8 protein-coding genes are annotated in these 20,120 nt (G+C 45.4%); all 8 read right to left on the reverse strand.

The window, feature by feature from the left end:
- Positions 1-10: 10 nt before the first annotated feature.
- Positions 11-691, reverse strand: a complete 681-nt coding sequence (locus G3R49_RS09505; RefSeq protein WP_130601243.1) for a response regulator — start codon at positions 689-691, stop codon at positions 11-13.
- Positions 692-968: 277 nt separating this feature from the next.
- Positions 969-13,358: a thrombospondin type 3 repeat-containing protein gene (locus tag G3R49_RS19990; protein WP_210147177.1), complete on the reverse strand. Its 12,390-nt coding sequence runs from the start codon at positions 13,356-13,358 to the stop codon at positions 969-971.
- 412 nt (positions 13,359-13,770) lie between these two features.
- Positions 13,771-15,471 (reverse strand): Na(+)/H(+) antiporter subunit D, encoded by a 1,701-nt coding sequence (locus tag G3R49_RS09545; RefSeq protein ID WP_167869504.1) that lies wholly within the window; start codon positions 15,469-15,471, stop codon positions 13,771-13,773.
- Positions 15,458-15,814, reverse strand: coding sequence for a hypothetical protein (locus tag G3R49_RS09550; RefSeq protein ID WP_245335323.1), 357 nt, complete (start codon positions 15,812-15,814; stop codon positions 15,458-15,460). The genes G3R49_RS09545 and G3R49_RS09550 overlap by 14 nt, the downstream gene beginning before the upstream one ends.
- Entirely contained in the window at positions 15,804-17,294 is a 1,491-nt protein-coding gene (locus G3R49_RS09555; RefSeq protein ID WP_167869505.1) for a monovalent cation/H+ antiporter subunit D family protein, read from the reverse strand. Before G3R49_RS09555 ends, G3R49_RS09550 begins: the two co-directional genes overlap by 11 nt.
- Positions 17,291-18,766: a monovalent cation/H+ antiporter subunit D family protein gene (locus G3R49_RS09560; protein ID WP_130601249.1), complete on the reverse strand. Its 1,476-nt coding sequence runs from the start codon at positions 18,764-18,766 to the stop codon at positions 17,291-17,293. Before G3R49_RS09560 ends, G3R49_RS09555 begins: the two co-directional genes overlap by 4 nt.
- Positions 18,766-19,128: a cation:proton antiporter subunit C gene (locus G3R49_RS09565; protein WP_130601251.1), complete on the reverse strand. Its 363-nt coding sequence runs from the start codon at positions 19,126-19,128 to the stop codon at positions 18,766-18,768. The genes G3R49_RS09560 and G3R49_RS09565 overlap by 1 nt, the downstream gene beginning before the upstream one ends.
- The gene (locus G3R49_RS09570; RefSeq protein ID WP_348633919.1) at positions 19,109-20,119 is read right to left on the reverse strand and encodes a Na(+)/H(+) antiporter subunit B; all 1,011 of its coding nucleotides are present in this window, start codon (positions 20,117-20,119) and stop codon (positions 19,109-19,111) included. Before G3R49_RS09570 ends, G3R49_RS09565 begins: the two co-directional genes overlap by 20 nt.
- Between the last annotated feature and the right edge of the window lies 1 nt (position 20,120).

Genomic DNA, 20,120 nt, shown 5'->3' on the forward strand with positions numbered 1-20,120 from the left:
TGTGCCTGTTTTAGCAAAGACAGAAGCGATAGCCTGCTCCATAGACCGATTCTATCGGGTTTTCAGTAATACCGGCTTCTTTGAATTTATTACGAATTTTTTTGACATGGCTGTCAATCGTTCTATCTGTAATATGACGGTATTGAGGGTAGGCTAGGTCTAATATTTCGTCGCGCGAATAGATCCTGTCTGGCTTGTTGTATAGCAGCGAGAACAAGCTTGCCTCAAGGGTGGATAACTCGACTTTTTTGTCCTGATAAACCACCTTGCCTTTCTCTGTGTCTACTGTGAGCTTTGAAAAGCTCACAGTACCTTGGCTGCGAGCCAATAGTGTTTTGGAGCGAAGGATCAGCTCCATGGTATCAAATGGTTTGCAGACATAGTCATCCGCACCGGTACTTAGGCCGAGATTTTTATCAGACTGATTGCACTTGGCTGTGAGCATGATTATGGGCACATTGCTAAACTGTCTTATCTCGTCACAACACTCTATCCCAGTTTTATTGGGTAGCATTATATCTAAGATAATCAGATCAGGTTGGTAGGTAGAAACAGCTTGAGTGACATTGTTGCCATCATCAATATGCAGTGTTTCAAAGTTTTGGTGACGATAAAATAATGCCAGATTTTCGGCAATATCATGATCATCTTCGACAATCAGAATTTTTTGTTTTTCTTGTATTTCGTTCATGTGGCATACCGCTGCTGGTCGTTCCTTGTTCCAGCACTACCCCTATTAGTTGTTACAAAACGACTAAGTATTGTAAAACGTCCATGGCTATTACAAGTTTAGAATTTATTCTCCCATAGTAAATGACTGATTGCCATCTTGTTAAGATGCATAGTGAAAAACTCCCGCTTAGCTATGTTGCCATCCTCTTTGCGGTAATCGAGAAGATGGCAATCTAGCTAAGGAGAGCCGCTAGGTTTGAAGTGTTGCGGGCTTATCTATGTGTTTTATTATTTTCCTATTTGTACCTTCTTCGTTTTAGAGCAACTAACATCAGTAACATCCACCATACGCCCAAGGCACCACCACTATTTGTGTTTGTTTCTGGTTGTGTCGGCTCTTCTGGTTCAGGCTCAGTCTCAGCTTTGTTGGTTACGGTTAAGCTGGTGGTTACTGAATAGCTTAATTCGCCATCAGATACCGTAACTTGAAGCTCAATGACTTCATCACCGCTGACTTCAGGTGTTGTTAGCGTCAGTTGATGAGAGGTTTGATTCTCAAGTACCGCAGTTGGGCCTGATAACTGCTGCCATTGATACGTCAGTGAGTCATCTTCGGCATCACTACCGACTGCTGTCAGGGTAATACTGCTGTTTTCTTCAACTTCACTGTTATGACTCTCAACTACTAGCGATGGTGCAGTGTTTACCGGAGGAGTACCGTTTTGTACGGTCACTACGCCCGGATCTTCAATTGCTCCATTTACTTGTCCGTCGATGTCGTTAGGGCCACCGTCTTCAATGAGCAGTCGAATACAGTTATTGCCTTCAACTAATCCTTGAGCCGAAGCCTGAGTATAAGCTGCATCATTTACGAGAGGGCAGTTACCGTTTTCATCTGCTAACGCCGAGCTAATGGTGTTACGAGCATCAACAACAAAGCTATACCAGCCTAGTGATGGGCTGTACTTACGGTAGATTGCGTCAGCTGGCAGCGTTTGACCTTTAGCTAATGGAATGACCACTGCTGCAGAACCACCATGCTCACTCAAGCCGTTAACGATGAAGTTATAAACAGGCGTAATGCTGTCAAAATACTCATCTTGTGGGTCAGCATCACCTGCTTGTAACAGCGCAGCTAGGTCTTCAATAGCAAAACTAGCTGTGCCTGCGGTAACACCAAGTCGAGCTGCAAATAAACCAAGGGTCATTGATAACCCATCTTCTGTGTGTGCAGGCTCTGCATCACTTTGAGTTGGTATGCGCGTGGTGTTGCTATCATTATCTAAATAATCAGCAATACCGTCGCCGTCGCTATCTGCATAGCCTTCATCACTATCAGAGACACCATCATTATCAGAATCTGCATCACTGCTTAGCGCTGGTAAGTCTGCAATGACTAGTTGCGCTGTGCGAGTGACGGCAAGTGCGTCACTCGTATTGGCTTCAGTGGCAATAGCATTAACTTGATATACACCTGATTGCAGTAAGCTTGGGTCTACCTCGAAAGTCATCAAACTATCATCAATGTCAGCATCAACGAGTCCATCAACACTTGACCATATCAGGGTATGGGTATCGTTTTGGTTAATATCACGTACATTCGCTGTGATAGTAACCATACCTGCATTGGCGTCGATAACACTAACTAGATGACCATCTTGATGCATTGTTAGGTTCATTCTTGGTGCGGCATTGCGTTCAATCACTGTTAATTCAGTTGTGTTGGCATTACCAATAAATGCGTTTACACCAAAGTCTAGCTGAAGCTGCAATTGATCCTGGTTAGTAACGCCTTCAGGAATGAGAACATTGAGTTGGCCAACTTGACCTGCTTCAATGTCTGCAACTAGTTGATTATTAACAAGCCCATTTACCAGCAAGCTATATGAGACTTGTACTGGGTAATTAGCTGCTTCACCACTTAAATAAGCATTGACTCGATACTCGCCACCAGCCTCTACAGGACGTTGTGAAGGCAGAGTGAGCATTGGCACAATATCAAGATTGAATGATGACACCGCTATGTTGCCAAGGGCGTCAGTTGCTTCTACCTGAACAATATGGCTACCAGACGTGAGTAGGGTGTCGCTCATAATGCTTACTGCTATGTCACCGTCTACCAAGTCTGTTGCTGATATTGAAACTAAGTCAGCAATATTGGTTAAACGTCCCTGAGCATTAATCGATATGTCGCTTAGATCGTCAAAGCTTGGTGCAGTAGTATCAACAATCTTAATGATTTGCTCTGCACTCGATTCATTGCCCGATATATCGGTCGCAGTCCAGGTGATAACGTGCTCGCCTAAGCTAAAGGTAAAGTTATCAGTATCAACTGTTAGCGAAGGTGAAGCGTCATTATCATCAGACACCGTTGGCTCAGGCACTTGTACTTGAGTTAACTCGGCCGTAGCTTCAAATGTCATGCTTTCAACATTACTAATCACAGGTGCTTGAGTGTCTGACTCGCCTGGGGTTAGCGGGTTAGGGTCATTGATATCAAGAACGCCGTCACCGTCATCGTCATCATCGGCGTTGTTACCAATGCCATCATTATCGGTATCTAACGTTTCAGTTGGATCGTTAGGGAATGCATCTGCGTTATCACCTACACCATCGTTATCTGAATCTAGTGTTTCAGAGGCGTCATTCGGGAAGGCATCGGCATTGTCACCCACACCGTCGTTATCTGAATCTAAGGTTTCAGTTGGATCGTTAGGGAATGCATCTGCGTTATCACCTACACCATCATTATCTGAATCTAGCGTTTCAGATGCGTCGTTAGGGAATGCATCTGCATTGTCACCCACACCGTCGTTATCTGAATCTAAGGTTTCAGTCGGGTCGTTAGGGAATGCATCTGCATTGTCACCCACACCGTCGTTATCTGAATCTAAGGTTTCAGTCGGGTCGTTAGGGAATGCATCTGCGTTGTCACCCACGCCGTCGTTATCTGAATCTTTGGTTTCAGATGCGTCGTTAGGGAAAGCATCTGCGTTATCGCCTACACCGTCGTTATCTGAATCTAAGGTTTCAGTTGGATCAGTTGGGAATGCATCCGCATTGTCACCCACGCCGTCGTTATCTGAATCTTTGGTTTCAGTCGGGTCAGTAGGGAAAGCATCTGTGTTGTCACCCACACCATCGTTATCTGAATCTTTGGTTTCAGTTGGATCTGTTGGGAAGGCATCTGCATTGTCACCCACGCCATCATTATCTGAATCTTTCGTTTCAGTCGGATCTGTTGGGAAGGCATCTGCGTTATCACCCACACCGTCGTTATCTGAATCTTTGGTTTCAGATGCGTCGTTAGGGAAGGCATCTGCATTGTCACCCACGCCATCGTTATCTGAATCTAGTGTTTCAGATGCGTCGTTAGGGAAAGCATCTGCGTTATCACCCACACCATCGTTATCTGAATCTAGTGTTTCAGTTGGGTCAGTAGGGAAGGCATCTGCGTTATCACCCACACCATCGTTATCTGAATCTAATGTTTCAGATGCGTCGTTAGGGAAGGCATCTGCGTTATCGCCTACACCGTCGTTATCTGAATCTTTGGTTTCAGATGCGTCGTTAGGGAATGCATCTGCGTTATCACCCACACCGTCGTTATCTGAATCTTTTGTTTCAGATGAGTCGTTCGGGAATGCATCTGCATTGTCACCCACACCGTCGTTATCTGAATCTAAGGTTTCAGTAGGATCAGTAGGGAAGGCATCTGCATTGTCACCCACACCGTCGTTATCTGAATCTAAGGTTTCAGTCGGGTCGTTAGGGAATGCATCTGCATTGTCACCCACACCGTCGTTATCTGAATCTAGCGTTTCAGATGCGTCGTTAGGGAATGCATCTGCATTGTCACCCACGCCGTCCTTATCTGAATCTTTCGTTTCAGAAGCGTCGTTAGGGAAAGCATCTGCGTTATCACCCACACCATCGTTATCTGAATCTAATGTTTCAGATGGATCAGTTGGGAAGGCATCCGCATTGTCACCCACGCCGTCGTTATCTGAATCTTTGGTTTCAGTAGGATCAGTAGGGAAGGCATCTGCATTGTCACCCACGCCGTCGTTATCTGAATCTAAGGTCTCAGTTGGATCAGTAGGGAATGCATCTGCGTTATCACCCACACCGTCGTTATCTGAATCTAAGGTCTCAGTTGGATCGGTAGGGAAGGCATCCGCGTTATCACCCACGCCGTCGTTATCTGAATCTAAGGTTTCAGATGCGTCGTTAGGGAAGGCATCAGCATTGTCACCCACGCCGTCGTTATCTGAATCTTTGGTTTCAGATGCGTCGTTAGGGAAGGCATCAGCATTGTCACCCACACCGTCGTTATCTGAATCTAAGGTTTCAGAGGCGTCATTCGGGAAGGCATCTGCATTGTCACCCACGCCATCATTATCTGAATCTTTTGTTTCAGTAGGATCAGCAGGGAAGGCATCCGCGTTATCACCCACACCGTCGTTATCTGAATCTAGCGTTTCAGATGCGTCGTTAGGGAAGGCATCTGCATTGTCACCCACACCGTCGTTATCTGAATCTAGCGTTTCAGAGGCATCATTCGGGAAGGCATCCGCATTGTCACCTACGCCGTCGTTATCAGAATCTAACCACTCACTGCTGTCGTAAGGGAAGGCATCTGATTGATCGCCATAGCCATCGTTGTCGGAATCAACACTTTCATTAGCGTCATTCGGGAATGCATCTGCGTTATCACCCACACCGTCGTTATCTGAGTCTAGCCACTCACTGCTGTCGTAAGGGAAGGCATCTGATTGATCGCCATAGCCGTCGTTGTCGGAATCAACTGTTTCATTAGCATCAAATGGGAATGCATCAGTATTGTCGCCGATACCATCATTATCTGAATCCAGGGTTTCAGTTGGGTCTAGAGGGAATGCATCATTGATATCTTCGACACCATCAGCATCATCATCTCGATCATTAGCGTTGGTTAAACCATCGCCATCTAGATCGTAGTCGTTAAGCATGTTGACTAGGTGTATACCAAAACCATTCCAGTCTGAGCCGGCGATTATCAAGTTACCATCGTCTTGAACGATTATTTTGATAGGGTCATATTCTTGAACATCTAGCTTTACATAACCTAAAGTATTGAACTGGCTGTCTAACTCGCCATTTTCAGTAAAGCGAACAACGTGTGCATAATCAGCCGTTACACCGCTCAATACCAGTATGCGACCGTCACGTTGAACCTGAATATCTTGAACATTCCAGACACTAACATTTTCGTCAAAATCGTTGGCCGAATAGCCATTGTCGGCAAATGAGCCGTCAAGTTGGCCATCAACAATTTTCAGTAAGCTTAAGCGTTCGCTGACATTTGAGGTTGTGCCAGCTGCATAAACATTACCTTCAGCATCTTTTGCTAGCTTAATAGAGCGGGCAAACATATCGCTATCAAGCGCTAGTTCACCATTGGTACCAAAGCTAGTATCAATGTTGCCATCAACGTCAATTTTGGTCAGATAGAAAGTGCGATCTTGTTTCTGCATTGCTAACACTTGGCTATCGTCATCAAGCACGATGGCATCTTGCACATAGATATAACTACCTATTTCTGGCTCACCAATTGTCAGGCTGCCAGCATTACCAAAATTGGTATCAAGTGTGCCATCGGGGCTAAATTTATGACCAATGTTTTGATAGGTGTACTGACCGAAAACTACCGTGCTGCCATCTGACAATGTTGAAGCAACATCTGCCCCACGGATAATTAAGTTGTCTTCATTATCGTAGGTACCTGTTTCATTGAAGCTTGTGTCTATGGCGCCTGTTGTATCGTATTGAGCGATAAAGACTTGATTGTCTTTTTCGCCAGTCACTTTAACGCTGTTTTCAGTGGTTAGCGCCAATTTAAAGTTGGTTTGTACCTCGTCGTAAAGCGCGTAAAGCACACCATTTTCACCGAATTCAGTGTTAACTGCGCCTGTGCTATCAATATCTATGATCACACCGCTATCTTCATCGAGCGTGTTGTGACTAGAACTACCCACCAGATACAGACCATTATCGTGAGCAACGGCGTCAGTAATATAAATTTCTCTATCGCCATTATGCACATAAGCTGAAGCAATACCGTTTAAGCCATAACTTGTGATTAGGTCACCGGCGTCATCGGTATCAGCATTGTTACCAATACCATCACCATCAGTATCATATTGCTCTGTTTGATCATTAGGGAAAACGTCAGCATTGTCACCCAGACCATCGCTATCAGAGTCTAACCACTCACTGCTGTCGTATGGGAAGGCATCTGCGTTATCACCTACGCTGTCGTTGTCGCTATCTAACGTTTCAGCAGGATCATTCGGGAAGGCATCTGCATTATCACCAACACCGTCGTTATCAGAATCAAGTGTTTCAGAGGCGTCATTAGGGAAGGCATCTGCGTTATCACCTACGCCGTCGTTATCGCTATCTAATGTTTCAGCTGGGTCGTTCGGGAAAGCATCTGCATTATCACCCACGCCATCACTATCTGAATCGACAGTTTCAGAGGCGTCATTAGGGAAGGCATCTGCGTTGTCGCCCACACCGTCTTTATCGCTATCTAACGTTTCAGCTGGGTCGTTCGGGAAGGCATCTGCGTTATCACCTACACCGTCGTTATCGCTATCCAGCGTTTCAGAGGCGTCATTCGGGAATGCGTCAGCGTTATCACCTACGCCGTCGTTATCGCTATCCAGCGTTTCAGCTGGGTCGTTCGGGAAGGCATCTGCATTATCACCAACGTTATCGTTATCACTATCTAACGTTTCAGTTGGATCCATTGGGAATGCGTCAGCGTTGTCGCCCACACCGTCTTTATCGCTATCTAACGTTTCAGTTGGATCGTTCGGGAATGCATCAGCATTATCACCGACGTTATCGTTATCAGAATCTAACGTTTCAGTTGGATCCGTTGGGAAGGCATCTGAGTTATCACCCACGCCATCGCTATCTGAATCTAGCGTTTCAGTTGGGTCTAGAGGGAATGCATCGCTGATGTCTTCGACACCGTCTGCATCATCATCTAGATCATTAGCGTTGGTTAAGCCATCGCCATCAAGGTCGAAGTCGTTAAGCATGTTGACTAGGTGAATACCAAAGCCATTCCAGTCAGAGCCAGCGATTATCAAGTTACCGTCGTCTTGAACGATTAATTTGATTGGGTCGTAATCTTGAACATCTAGTTTTACGTAACCCAAGGTATTGAACTGGCTGTCTAACTCACCATTTTCAGTGAAACGAACAACGTGGGCATAATCAGCCTCTACACCGCTCAATACCAGTATGCGGCCATCACGTTGCACATGAATATCTTGAACATTCCAGACGCTAACATTTTCGTCAAAATCGTTGGCCGAATAGCCATTGTCAGCAAATGTGCTGTTAAGTTCGCCATCAACAATTTTCAGTACACTGAGTCGTTTAGGTACATCAAATGATGTGCCTGCAGCGTAAATATTGCCTTCGGCATCTTTGGCTAATTTAATTGAGCGGCTGAGCATATCGCTATCAAGCGCGAGCTCACCATCGGTACCAAAGCTGGTATCTACATTGCCGTCGACATCAATTTTGGTCAGGTAGAACGTGCGATCTTGCTTTTTCATCGCCAGTACTTGGCTATCATCAGCAAGCACAATGGCATCTTCTACATAAATGGCGCTACCCAATGCAGGGGTGCCAATTGTCAGGCTGCCAGCATTAGCAAAATTGCTATCAAGCGTACCATCGGCGCTAAACTTATGCCCAAAGTTCTGATAGGTGTATTTGCCGTAAACGACGGTACTGCCATCAGATAATGTTGAGGCAACGTCTACACCATCAACAATTAAGTTATCTTCGTTGTCGTAGATACCCGTTTCATTGAAGCTAGTATCAAGCGCACCTGTTGCATCGTATTGAGCGATAAAGACTTGATTGTCTTTTTCGCCAGTAATTTTGATGCCATTTTCAGCGGTAAGTGCGACTTCAAAATGGGTTTCTACTTCATCGTATAGTGCATAAAGAATGCCGCTGTCACCGAAGTCAGTATTAATTGCACCCGTGTTGTCCACATCAATGATCACACCGCTCTCTTCATCAAGGGTGTTGTGATATGAACTACCTACCAAATACACGCCGTTATCATGGGCAATGGCATCAGTAATATAAATTTCTCTATCGCCGTTATGCACATAAGCTGAAGCAATACCGTTTAAGCCATAGCTAGTGATCAAGTCACCGGCATCATCTGTATCAGCATTGTTGCCTACACCATCCCCATCGGTGTCGTATTGCTCTGTTGGATCATTAGGGAATATGTCAGTGTTATCGCCTAAACCATCGCTATCAGAATCTAGGTATTCAGATGCATCGTTATCAAATGCATCTTCAAATGCCCAGTAACCGTCAGCATCAGCATCGCGGTATAAATTGCCACTTAATAACAACGCTGGGTATTGTTCGGAGGTGCCAAAGTCCCAGTTTTCTGAAGACCAATCATCTGTGTAAGCTGTGCTGCTACAGTCAGCATCGTACGGCGTAATAGGGCACTTAAGTTCGTAAGAGGTATATCCAACCCCAGAGTTATTAAATGTGGTTGAGATGCCTGTTGCTTCGGTATCCCAAAGGGCATAATTCACTGCTAATGTATTTGACGCGCTGTAACCTAAAAGGCCACCAGTATTGGTATTTTGGCCATCATTGGTATTAATCGAACCAACGGCTAACACGCGCGTAAAGGTTGCGTTGGCATTTAAGTCACCAGCGATACCACCAATAACCGAGTCACCTAACAGTGAAACATCAGCGAATGAGTCGATAATCTCTGTTACGCCATCAATATCACCAATTAAGCCACCCAAAATGGTAGGAGCGGTAATGCTACCTCGAGCAAATACTCGAGTTAATACGCTTGTGCCTTCAATCTTACCGATAAGGCCGCCTGCAACTTCAATATCAGTCTCAATGCCAGCCGCATCAATCAGGGTGATATCTGCAATGGCGTAACTATCATTAATTGTGACGCTTTCAGCATCACCAATTAAGCCGCCAGCAGAAGTAATGGCTTGAATATCGCCTTCAAAGCTCACGTTATCTAATGTGTTGGTACCTGATAATTGACCAAACAAACCACCGGTGTCCGAACCAGCATCACCAGTAATAGAAATTGACGTGATATTACCTTGTGCATGAACTTGATCTGCATCTAGGTTATAAAGCCTACCCGCAACTAAGCCGCTGTCATCATTACCAAGGATAGTACCTTGCACACTAATATTGCTCAGTACAGCTGAATCAGAACTGCTGTTTCGCGCAATTAAGAATGCTGAGTTATTCAAGCCGGTGACGCTAGTTAAATCACCGTCGATATTAATATTGGTGACACTAACTGTACCCACATAACCTAATAGCGCTTGGTAGTCTTCATCTGGGCGATTAATAAATAGATTATGAATGGTGAAACCATTACCGTTGAAGTTGGCGGCAAAGCGGTCATCAGAAGTACCAATAGGCTGCCAACCTTCACCTGCGTTGTAGTAGGTTTCATCTGAAAGATCGCCGTCACCATCTGTATCGAAATCTAAATCAGCCGTTAACTCGTAACCAATACAACCTGTGCCGTCAGTTAAGCCTGCACAACCCGCGGTAACACCACTTAAGCTATTACCAGTTAAGTCATCACGCATCGCGTGTAGTTGTGCCAAGGTTGAGATTTCAATTAAGCCATCATCGTCAATATCAACATCGTGCGCAGCAGTTGAGCCTGTCGCATCAAATGGATAAAGATCTGAGCCATTAGCAACGCCATCGTTATCGGCATCAGGGTCTGAGTTATCACCAATTAAATCGCCATCAGCATCAGACCACTCTGTTGGATCATTTGGGAATGCATCAGCGTTGTCACCGACACCGTCATTATCTGAATCGACACTTTCTGCTGAGTCATCTGGGAAAGCATCTAACGTGTCAGGTGTACCGTCATTGTCTCTATCGTGGTAAACCACGCCATTAATAATTGGCGCAGGATATTGGTTTGATGCGCCAAAGTTCCAGTAGGCTTCATCCCAATTGGCATAAATGCCCACGTTTGCAACAGGTGCTTGTAATTCAGCTGTGGTATAGCCAGTACCTGAGCCACTGGTGTCCATATTACTAGCTTCAGTATCCCAATAAGAATCCGTGACCGTACCTAAACCAGAACCAGTTAATCCGCCTTTATTAATTGCTTGCTTGGCAGAAAGAGTGGAGTAGCTATTGGTGATACTTGAAGCTGCGTTAGCAACACTACCAATTAATCCGCCGACAGCAATACTCGCCTCAGCCCTGACATGAGCAGCAACATTGGTGACATCTGAACTGGTCAGGTTACCAATAAAGCCGCCACCCACACTGCCAGAGGTAATGACTAAGCCGTTAACCAGACAGTTTTCAACGCTACCATTTGCTAACTCGCCTGCAAATGCACCGGCATCACCTTGGCCTGTTACATCAACAGTCGCTAAACATTGCTTAACGCTAGCTTGACTAACACGAGCTGCAATACCGCCGGCATAAGCACCACCTTGATTACTGGTGACTGTGCCCTTAAACGAGATGTTGGTCATAACACTTGGGGTGCTACCATAGATATAACCTACGAGACCGGCTACGTAATAACCGCTAGCCGTTACCTGACCATCAACGTGAAGGTTTTCGATAGTGGCATTTTCAGCATGACCGAATAAACCCAGGCTGTCGTCATCGCCTGATAAAGTGGTGTTGTTGATATAAAGGTTTGAGATTGTGAAGTTATTACCGTTGAAGATACCGATAAATGGGGTGTTAATATCACCAATAGGTGTCCAGCCTTCACCTGTGTTAAAACTATCGTTATTGATGCCATCCTGATTTTCATCAAAATCTAAATCATTAACTAATTCATAACCATAACAAGCTAAAACATCGTTACCATTACCGCATCCTGTCGTGACATCACCATTGCCGTCGTTATAAGCGAAGCCGCCGAGGTTATTTCGCACATTGTTTAGCTCAGCGAGGGTTGAAATATCAATTAAGCCGTCACCATCCGCGTCAATATCTGATGCATCTGCAATACCGTCGTTGTCGTCATCTAAGTCGGCAATATCACCCGTGCCATCATTGTCATTGTCAGCTGTTTCTGCTGCATCATTAGGAAAGGCATCGGCATTGTCGCCAACGCCATCATTATCAGCATCTAAGTGCTCTGTAGGGTCAGCATCCAATGCATCTTCAAAATCGAAATAGCCATCACCATCTGTATCTCTGTATGACTGACCACCGATTTTCAATACAGGATGTTGGCTATCAGAGCCAAAATCCCAGTTGCTACTCGTCCAGGCGCTGTATGGATTTGTTGAACACGCCGCATCGGAAACTGACGTAGGGCAGTTAATATCTGCTGATGCGTAGCCATCGCCAATATCATTAAGCGTTTGGTTTGTACCGGTTTTCTCGAAGTCCCACACTGACGTTGTAGTTATCACTGTGTGGCTTGCGCTGTAGCCAGCTAACGCGCCTAGTGTTGAATCATTATCGATGACACTCGATATCGCGCCGGTGACTAAAACATGACCAAGAGTCAAATCATTACTTAACAAACCGACGAGGCCACCAGTGCGTGAAACCCCGGTACTGCCGACATCATTACCTTGCACACTTGCTGTGACAAGCACATCAGATGCACTTGTCGCTAAGGTTGCTTCACCGAATAAGCCACCGACATTACGGTCACCACTAATTGAGCCTGTAACAACAACGCGCTCGAGGCTTGATATGCCTTGGGCATCACCAGCAATACCACCAACGTTGTCGTTGGTTGCATCAATATTTACTGCGACTGAACTGTCGGCGACATTAACTTGGTCACCATAACCAATAAAGCCACCCACTTCTTCATCACCGGTAATGCTGCCCTTAAAGCTTGAGTTTTCAATATTGATTGGATAGGTTACGTAACCTAAAAAACCGCCGACACTGTCGCCTGTCGCGGTAATATCAGCGTCAATATGTACGTTTGAAATTTCACCTGTTTGTGAAAAATCACCGACTAAAGCGCCCATTTCTTTGACGCCAGTTAACGAGCCAGTAATTGTGATATTTTCAAAATAACTGGTGTTAGTAAATTCAGTCTTTGCCGCTAAAATACCGGCTTCAGTACGACCTGTAACATTGGCATCTAACAGTGATAAATTCTTAATCGTTACGCCGTTGATGATACGAAATAGTGCCGTTCTATCCGAAGTCGCTTTATTAATTGTTAGGTTAGAAATGCTATGGCCATTGCCATCTAACGTACCGCTAAAGCGCTCAATGCGAGTAAAGCCAGCACCAGCATTCCAGTAGCTATCATCGGTTAAATCGCCGTTACCGTTTTCATCGAAATCTAAATCGGCAGTTAACTCATAGCCAAAACAAGCCAGTATATCCACATTGTTACCACAACCTGTCGCGTTATCACCGCCACCGTCGTTGTATGCCGTGCCGCCTTCGTTGTTACGGATATTATTAAATTGGGCAAGGGTAGATATTTCGATTAGGCCATCGCCATCAATATCGACATCTACAACGTCTAGTACACCGTCGTTATCGGTATCTGTCGCATTAGCTTTTATTGGTGAAGTTATACTAATCACCCCAAAAAGGGTGGTTAACAACAGAGGAAACTTGAACTTCATATTCGGCACCAAGGTTACATTTATTTTGTAAAAGTGTGATGAAGATCGATTTTATTCAACAAATAAGGAAGAAATAAGGAACAAATATGCAAAGTGATTTTATTTTAAGCGTTTAGGATTCGAATGTGTTGTGACGAGCTTGCCTAGTGTTTTTGGTTTAATCTATTGTTTTTAAGTGCTTTTTATCTTTATTTGATAGCTAGTCTATTGACCTTGCATGCTAAAGGAATCGTTGCTGGCAGATGCATCATTTGTAAGTCTTTTGGATGGTTTGACGAGATCAGCTTTAAGCCTATAACAGGCAGGTTTTGTCATTCTTCTATGAGAAAGACTTTAACCGTTTGCTTAAGCTATAAATAAAAAACGCGGCTCAGTATGCTGAGCCGCGTTTTTATTGGTTATGTGTATGTTATTATCTAATAAAACCAATAAACAGGTAGGCTGCGAGAATCACTGCGACCCACAGCACCATGTTACCTGACGGGTAGGCGCTAGAGATAAAGCTACCATTGCCTTTATGTTGGCGAGCTAAAAATGCTTGGCATTGGCTCAGTTTACCTAACGCTGCTTGACGTAGTTTGCCATCCACTTTCCAGATAACGGCAAACATACGCTGCACGATATTAGGCATAAGGCGACGGTATACCCAGTCTACGTCCAAATGGGTTGAGCGCAGTTCTGGCGGATACATGTTCTTTAAGTTCAACCATACAAAGGCCAGTGCTGAGAACAGTAACAGCTGAGTTTGTGCTAGCACGTGTGTCGCATCATAAGGGTTGTAACCGGTATCGTAAGGCAGCAGCGAGTAAAGTGCTGATGGATAGATACCAATACCAATACATAGACACGCTGCAATAAACATTGCCCACAGCATATTGCTTGGTGGATCATTCGCACGAATACCTGAGTCGTGGGCGAAGAATGCAAAGTAAGGGATCTTAATACCTGCGTGGTGGAATACGCCAGCAGAAGCAAATAGTAGCATCAACCAAACCCAATCATGTCCACCTTCAATGGCAGCTGACATCACCATCGATTTACTGACGAAACCACTAAATAGCGGGAAGGCTGAAATAGAGGCCGCGCCGACAATACATAAAATGGTGGTTTTGGGCATGGTTTTATACAGACCGCCTAGATCTGAGCCATTGATTCGCCCTGTCATATGCAGCACTGCGCCCATGCTCATAAACAGTAAGCCTTTAAATATCACATCGTTAAATGCGTGAGACACAGCGCCGTTAAGTGCCAGTTCGGTACCGATACCAATACCTACCACCATAAAACCAACTTGGTTAATCAAGCTATAGGCAAGCACGCGGCGAAGATCGTTCTCGATAACCGCAAAGAAAATCGGGAAACAAGTCATTGCCGCGCCGATGTATATGAGCAGCTCTGTACTAGGATAACCGCGAGCTAACGCATAAACCGCTACCTTGGTAGTGAATGCGCTTAGCAGCACAGTACCGGTTGGGGTTGATTCTGGGTAGGCGTCGGTAAGCCAGGTGTGAGCGAAAGGAAACGCACACTTGATGCCAAAAGCGATGAAGATTAGCCAGCCTGCAACGCCTTCTAAGCCAATAAAGTCAAAGCTGATGCTGCCGGTTTCGTTGGCATAGAAAAGTGCGCCAATTAACAAAATGACACCTGAGAGTACTTGCATGATTAGGTAGCGCATACCCGCGCTGTATGCGCGCTGAGTGCGGCGAGCCCAAATCAAAAATACTGAGGTAAAGGCAAGTAATTCCCAAAATACAAATAGGGTGATCAGATCTCCAGCAAACACCGCACCAATGGCACTACCCGCATAAAGCATGGCAGCGACTTGCTGCACAGTATCTTTCACATGCAAGGAGTAGACAACCGCGATTAGCGCAGCAATATGGAAAATATAACCGAACATTAAGCTGAGCTTATCTGCACGGTAGGGGACTAATTCATAGTCCAAGAACATCATTTGCAGATGGATACCTTCAGGTACGGTCCACAGATGTAAGCCACTTAGAATTGGAATTGCGATCATCAATGCGCCACGCAGTTTTCCACGTGTTGTTGCTGCAATCAGACCGCCGATTAAAAACAGTACAAATGGCGGTAGCTCAAGCATCCACATTATGATCACCTTTATGAGTTGAGTTAACTTGGTTGACGTTAGCGTTATCTGAATCGCTGGCTGAATCAGATCTTGTTAGTGATTCTGGCGCTTCAACTTCATCGTAATAGTCTTCTGGGCGCATTAAGAAGGTACGCATCCATTTGGCGATTAACACCAAGATAACGCAGCCAACGAAACCATAAATGGGATAGAAAATCGGTAGATTTTCCCAGCTATGATAAACGTGACGGTGGATCACAAAATCAAGTACCACAAGCAGGCCACAGCAGGCGTACAGTGCATATAAAATACGCTGAATATTTTTGGGGTTGTCAAAGAAGTACTGCTTCTCATTGTCCATGGCTGACTCCTGATACAGTCAAGATAGCTTTCGCCAGTTCATAAAAGGGCTGTGGATGAATGAACATAATCAAGCAGCCTAACGTGGTAATAGTTAACGCGATTAGCGAAGGCAATGGCGCTTCTTTTATGCCACTAGTGGGCGGCGTGAAGCCTTTACCTGGGAAAAACGCATGGTAAGGAATAGGTAATAGATAGGCGATGTTGAGCAATGAGCTCAGCATTAAGGTTGCCATAACCACCCAGTGGCCAGTCTCCATGGTGCCCATCAATAAGAACCATTTGCTCCAGGTACCGCCAGTAGGAGGTACGCCAATAATGCTCAGGCTACCGATGAAAAAGGCCGCCATGGTAATTGGCATGGTGTAGCCAAGGCCACGCATTTCACTGATTTTTGATTTGTGGGCGGCAACTAAGATAGCGCCGGCACAAAAGAATAAAGTGATTTTGCCAAAGGCGTGTGAGGCAATGTGCATTGAGCTGCCTATCACCCCTGACGAATTGGCCAGCAGTGCGCCAATGGTGATATAGCCAAGTTGACTCACTGTTGAATAGGCTAATCGGGCTTTAAGGTTGTCCTGTTGCATGGCAACAACCGATGCCATTAGCACTGAAAACGCCGCTAAATACAGTAAAAAGTCGGTGGTTGGCAGTTTAGGTAGTAAATCTAGGCCAAAGATAAAGATACAGACTTTGAGTACCGTAAATACCCCAGCTTTTACCACGGCAACTGCGTGAAGTAATGCACTGACTGGCGTTGGCGCAACCATCGCCGCTGGCAACCAGCGGTGAAATGGCATAATGGCTGCTTTGCCGATACCAAATATAAACAGCACCAATATTGCCCCTGCAATGGTAGGGCTGACATTGGTATCAAACACGCCGCCGGCTTTAAATTCTAGGCTGCCACCGACTATCCAAGTAAGGATGATGGCGAGTAAGAAAAAAGCAATAGAAGTACTGAGTAAAATGCCTAAGTAAACACGGCCGCCTTGCTTAGCTTTATCAGTACCAGCATGGGTGACCAGCGGGTAGGTTGACAGGGTCAACACTTCATAAAACACAAACAGCGTGAATAGGTTGGCAGAAAAGGCCAACGCCATTACCGCACTAATAGCCAGCGCGAAACAGATGAAGAAGCGGGTTTGGTTATCTTCGTTATGACCACGCATATAGCCAATGGCGTATATGGTGGTAACTATCCAAAGAAAGCTAGCGATTAACGCAAACAGCATTCCTAGAGGCTCAACAACAAAGCTTATCTCTAAGCCAGGCATGAGCTCCCACCAGGTTAGTTCGATGCTTGCACCCGCTTGCAGTGCTTGATAAAGGTTGACCACGCAGTACAGCACCACAAGGCTTGTTGTGATGGTTACCGCTTCTCGAAGGTTAGGTTTGCTTCCTGTTACGGCAATGGCTGCAGTGGCAAACAAAGGTAATAAAATCGTTAGCTGTAACATCAGCGTCAAAGAAAGATTCATGGGTTAATTCCAAACAAACTTTGAGAAGCCGCCTGTGCTACTTGCACACTCAGGCGAGTATCAATACCAAAATAGATATTAGCGATGACCAAAGCCCAAATTGGACCAAGGAAAGACCAAGGCGCCTCTTTGACTTCACGTCCAGGAATTGGTGGTTTGAAGTAGGCGGCTTCGACGATTCGCCAAATATAGACCACGGCTAATATTGAGCCGAGTAGGATAAGCACGGCGACAGGCCACATGCCTGCTTCAACGGTGGCAATAAGCAGATACCACTTACTGACAAAGCCCACGGTTAATGGCACACCAATTAAACTTAACCCGCCAACAACAATGGCTGACATGGTGAGTGGCATCTGTCTACCTAAGCCTTGGAGTTGACTCAATTGAACGCTACCGATGCGATACATTACCGCGCCAAGGGCTAAAAACAGTGCGCCTTTCATTAACGCGTGGTTAAACAGGTGCAATAAGGTGGCCATCACGCCGGTACTGGTATTAATGGAGTAACCGATGATCATATAGCCTACTTGCGCGATACTGGAGTAGGCCAAAATATGCTTGACGTTCTTTTGGTAAATAGCAGCGATAGAGGCGGCAAATACCCCAACTAACCCTAATACCATCAAGATACTTTGCAGTGGCAAACTCGAGAATGAGAACGAAATGCCAAATACAGTAAAGGTGAAACGGATCAGCAGGTATACAGCTACTTTAGTGGAGGTTGCTGCTAAAAATGCGGTGACAATTGATGGTGCGTAGGCGTAGGCATTAGGTAACCACAGGTGCAGTGGAAATAGTGCCAGCTTTAAACAAATCCCCACTAGTACGAATGCAAACGCAGCAAACACAGTACGGTTTTGTCCAACGTCCGCCAATCGCGTAGCTAAATCGTTCATATTGAGCGTACCGGTCATTTGATACAACATACCGATACCAATCAAAATAAAGGTCGCACCAATAGTCCCCATGATCAGGTATTGGTAGGCTGCCCACAGTGCACGTCTATCACGCCCAAGGGCGATTAACGCGTAGGCTGACAGTGATGATATTTCCAAAAATACAAATACATTGAACGCATCACCGGTCGCGACAATACCAAACATACCGGTTAGCGATAGCAGGTATAAACTATAGAACAGGGTGTGGCGGTCTTCGCTGAGTTCTTTATGAATACTCTTGTTGGCCGCAAATAACACTACTGCACCGATAGTTGAAATAATCAGCAGTAGGAAAGCATTGAGCTTATCAATGCGGTATTCAATGCCCCAAGGTGCTTCCCAGCCCCCGAGCTCATAGATGATAGTGCCGGTTTTCATTACCTCAGCAAGCAGCAGTACACTGTTTACACAGGCCGCCACACTCACTAATAAGGCAAAGATCCACACCAATTTAGAACGGTTGATAAACAAGCATAACGGGGCTGCAATCAGTGGCAGCACAACTTGTAAAATAGGCAGGTGAGCTAGCACTATGAATTGTCCTCGTTAAGCAGGTCTTGTTTTTGGATTTCGTCCTCTTCAACGCAGCCATAAGCTTCTTTAATTCTTACCGCCAACGCCAAACCAAGGGCGGTCGTCGCAATACCAACAACAATGGCAGTTAGAATAAGCACATGGGGAAGTGGGTTAGAGTAGTCGCTAATCCCTTCGGCTAAAATCGGTGCGCTGCCGCGCTCAACCATGCCGACTGTAATGTAGAAAATAAATACCGAGGTTTGGAAAATCGTCAGTCCAACCAGTTTTTTAATCAAGTTACCGTGGGCGATAACGATGTAGAAACCTATCATCATTAGCAGCACCACAATCCAATAGTTATAGAGTCCGAGAAACATCTTGCTCCCCTTGTTGTTCAGTGCCGTTTTGTTCTGCAGTTTTTTGTTGCGCTTGTCGGCGTCCAGCAAAGCTGAAGAAGATAATTAGCATCACAGATGTCACCGTGATACCCACGCCGAGTTCAATGAGTAGAATGCCTAAGTGCTGACCAGCGACCGGATCCTCAGCTAATACGTCATAGTCGAGGAAATTAGCACCGTTGAGCATAGAAACCACACCAACGCAGGCATAAAGCAGTAATCCGATTGCGGCAAGTAGCCTTATTAGCCCTTGGTTGAATACGCGCTTGGCGGTGTCTAAGCCAAACAGCATGGTGTAGAGAATGATTGCCGCGGCAAAGATTACCCCAGCCTGGAATCCGCCGCCGGGACCAAAGTCACCGTGGAATTGCACATATAGCGCAAATAGTAAGATAAACGGAATTAACGCTTTGCTGACAATACGTAATACCATGTGACGCTCGTGCATTTGCTCTACGGTCGCTTCATCTGACTTGGCTTGTTTGCTGCGTTTAGGTAAGGCAAGTAATGACAGCACACCTATGCCAGCGGTAAAGATAACCGCAACTTCACCTAAGGTATCAAAGGCACGGTAGCTGCCTAATACCGCAGTAACAATGTTTGGCACACCGACCTCTTGCATGGAGTCATGAATATAGCGCGGTGCTACATGCATATGAACAGGAGCATCAACGGCGCCGAAATAAGGCATATCTAGCGTGCCGTAAATCAACATGCCACCTGTAACCAAAACCACAAACAAGGCAAGGAACGGCTTATGACGTCCAGACTGTTCTTTGCGACCTGTCATGGTAATGGCGGTTAACATCAAAAGCCCAGATATACCGGCACCGACAGAAGCTTCAGTAAAGGCGACATCAACAGCATCGAGCACCACAAAAAAGCTGGCTGAAAGTAGACCATAAATACCGGTTAACATAACGACTGCTAGCAAGTCTCTGGTGCGAACGATTGCGATTGCAATCACCACT

Source organism: Shewanella sp. WXL01 (assembly GCF_012263345.1).
GTDB classification, from domain to species: Bacteria; Pseudomonadota; Gammaproteobacteria; order Enterobacterales; family Shewanellaceae; genus Shewanella; species Shewanella maritima.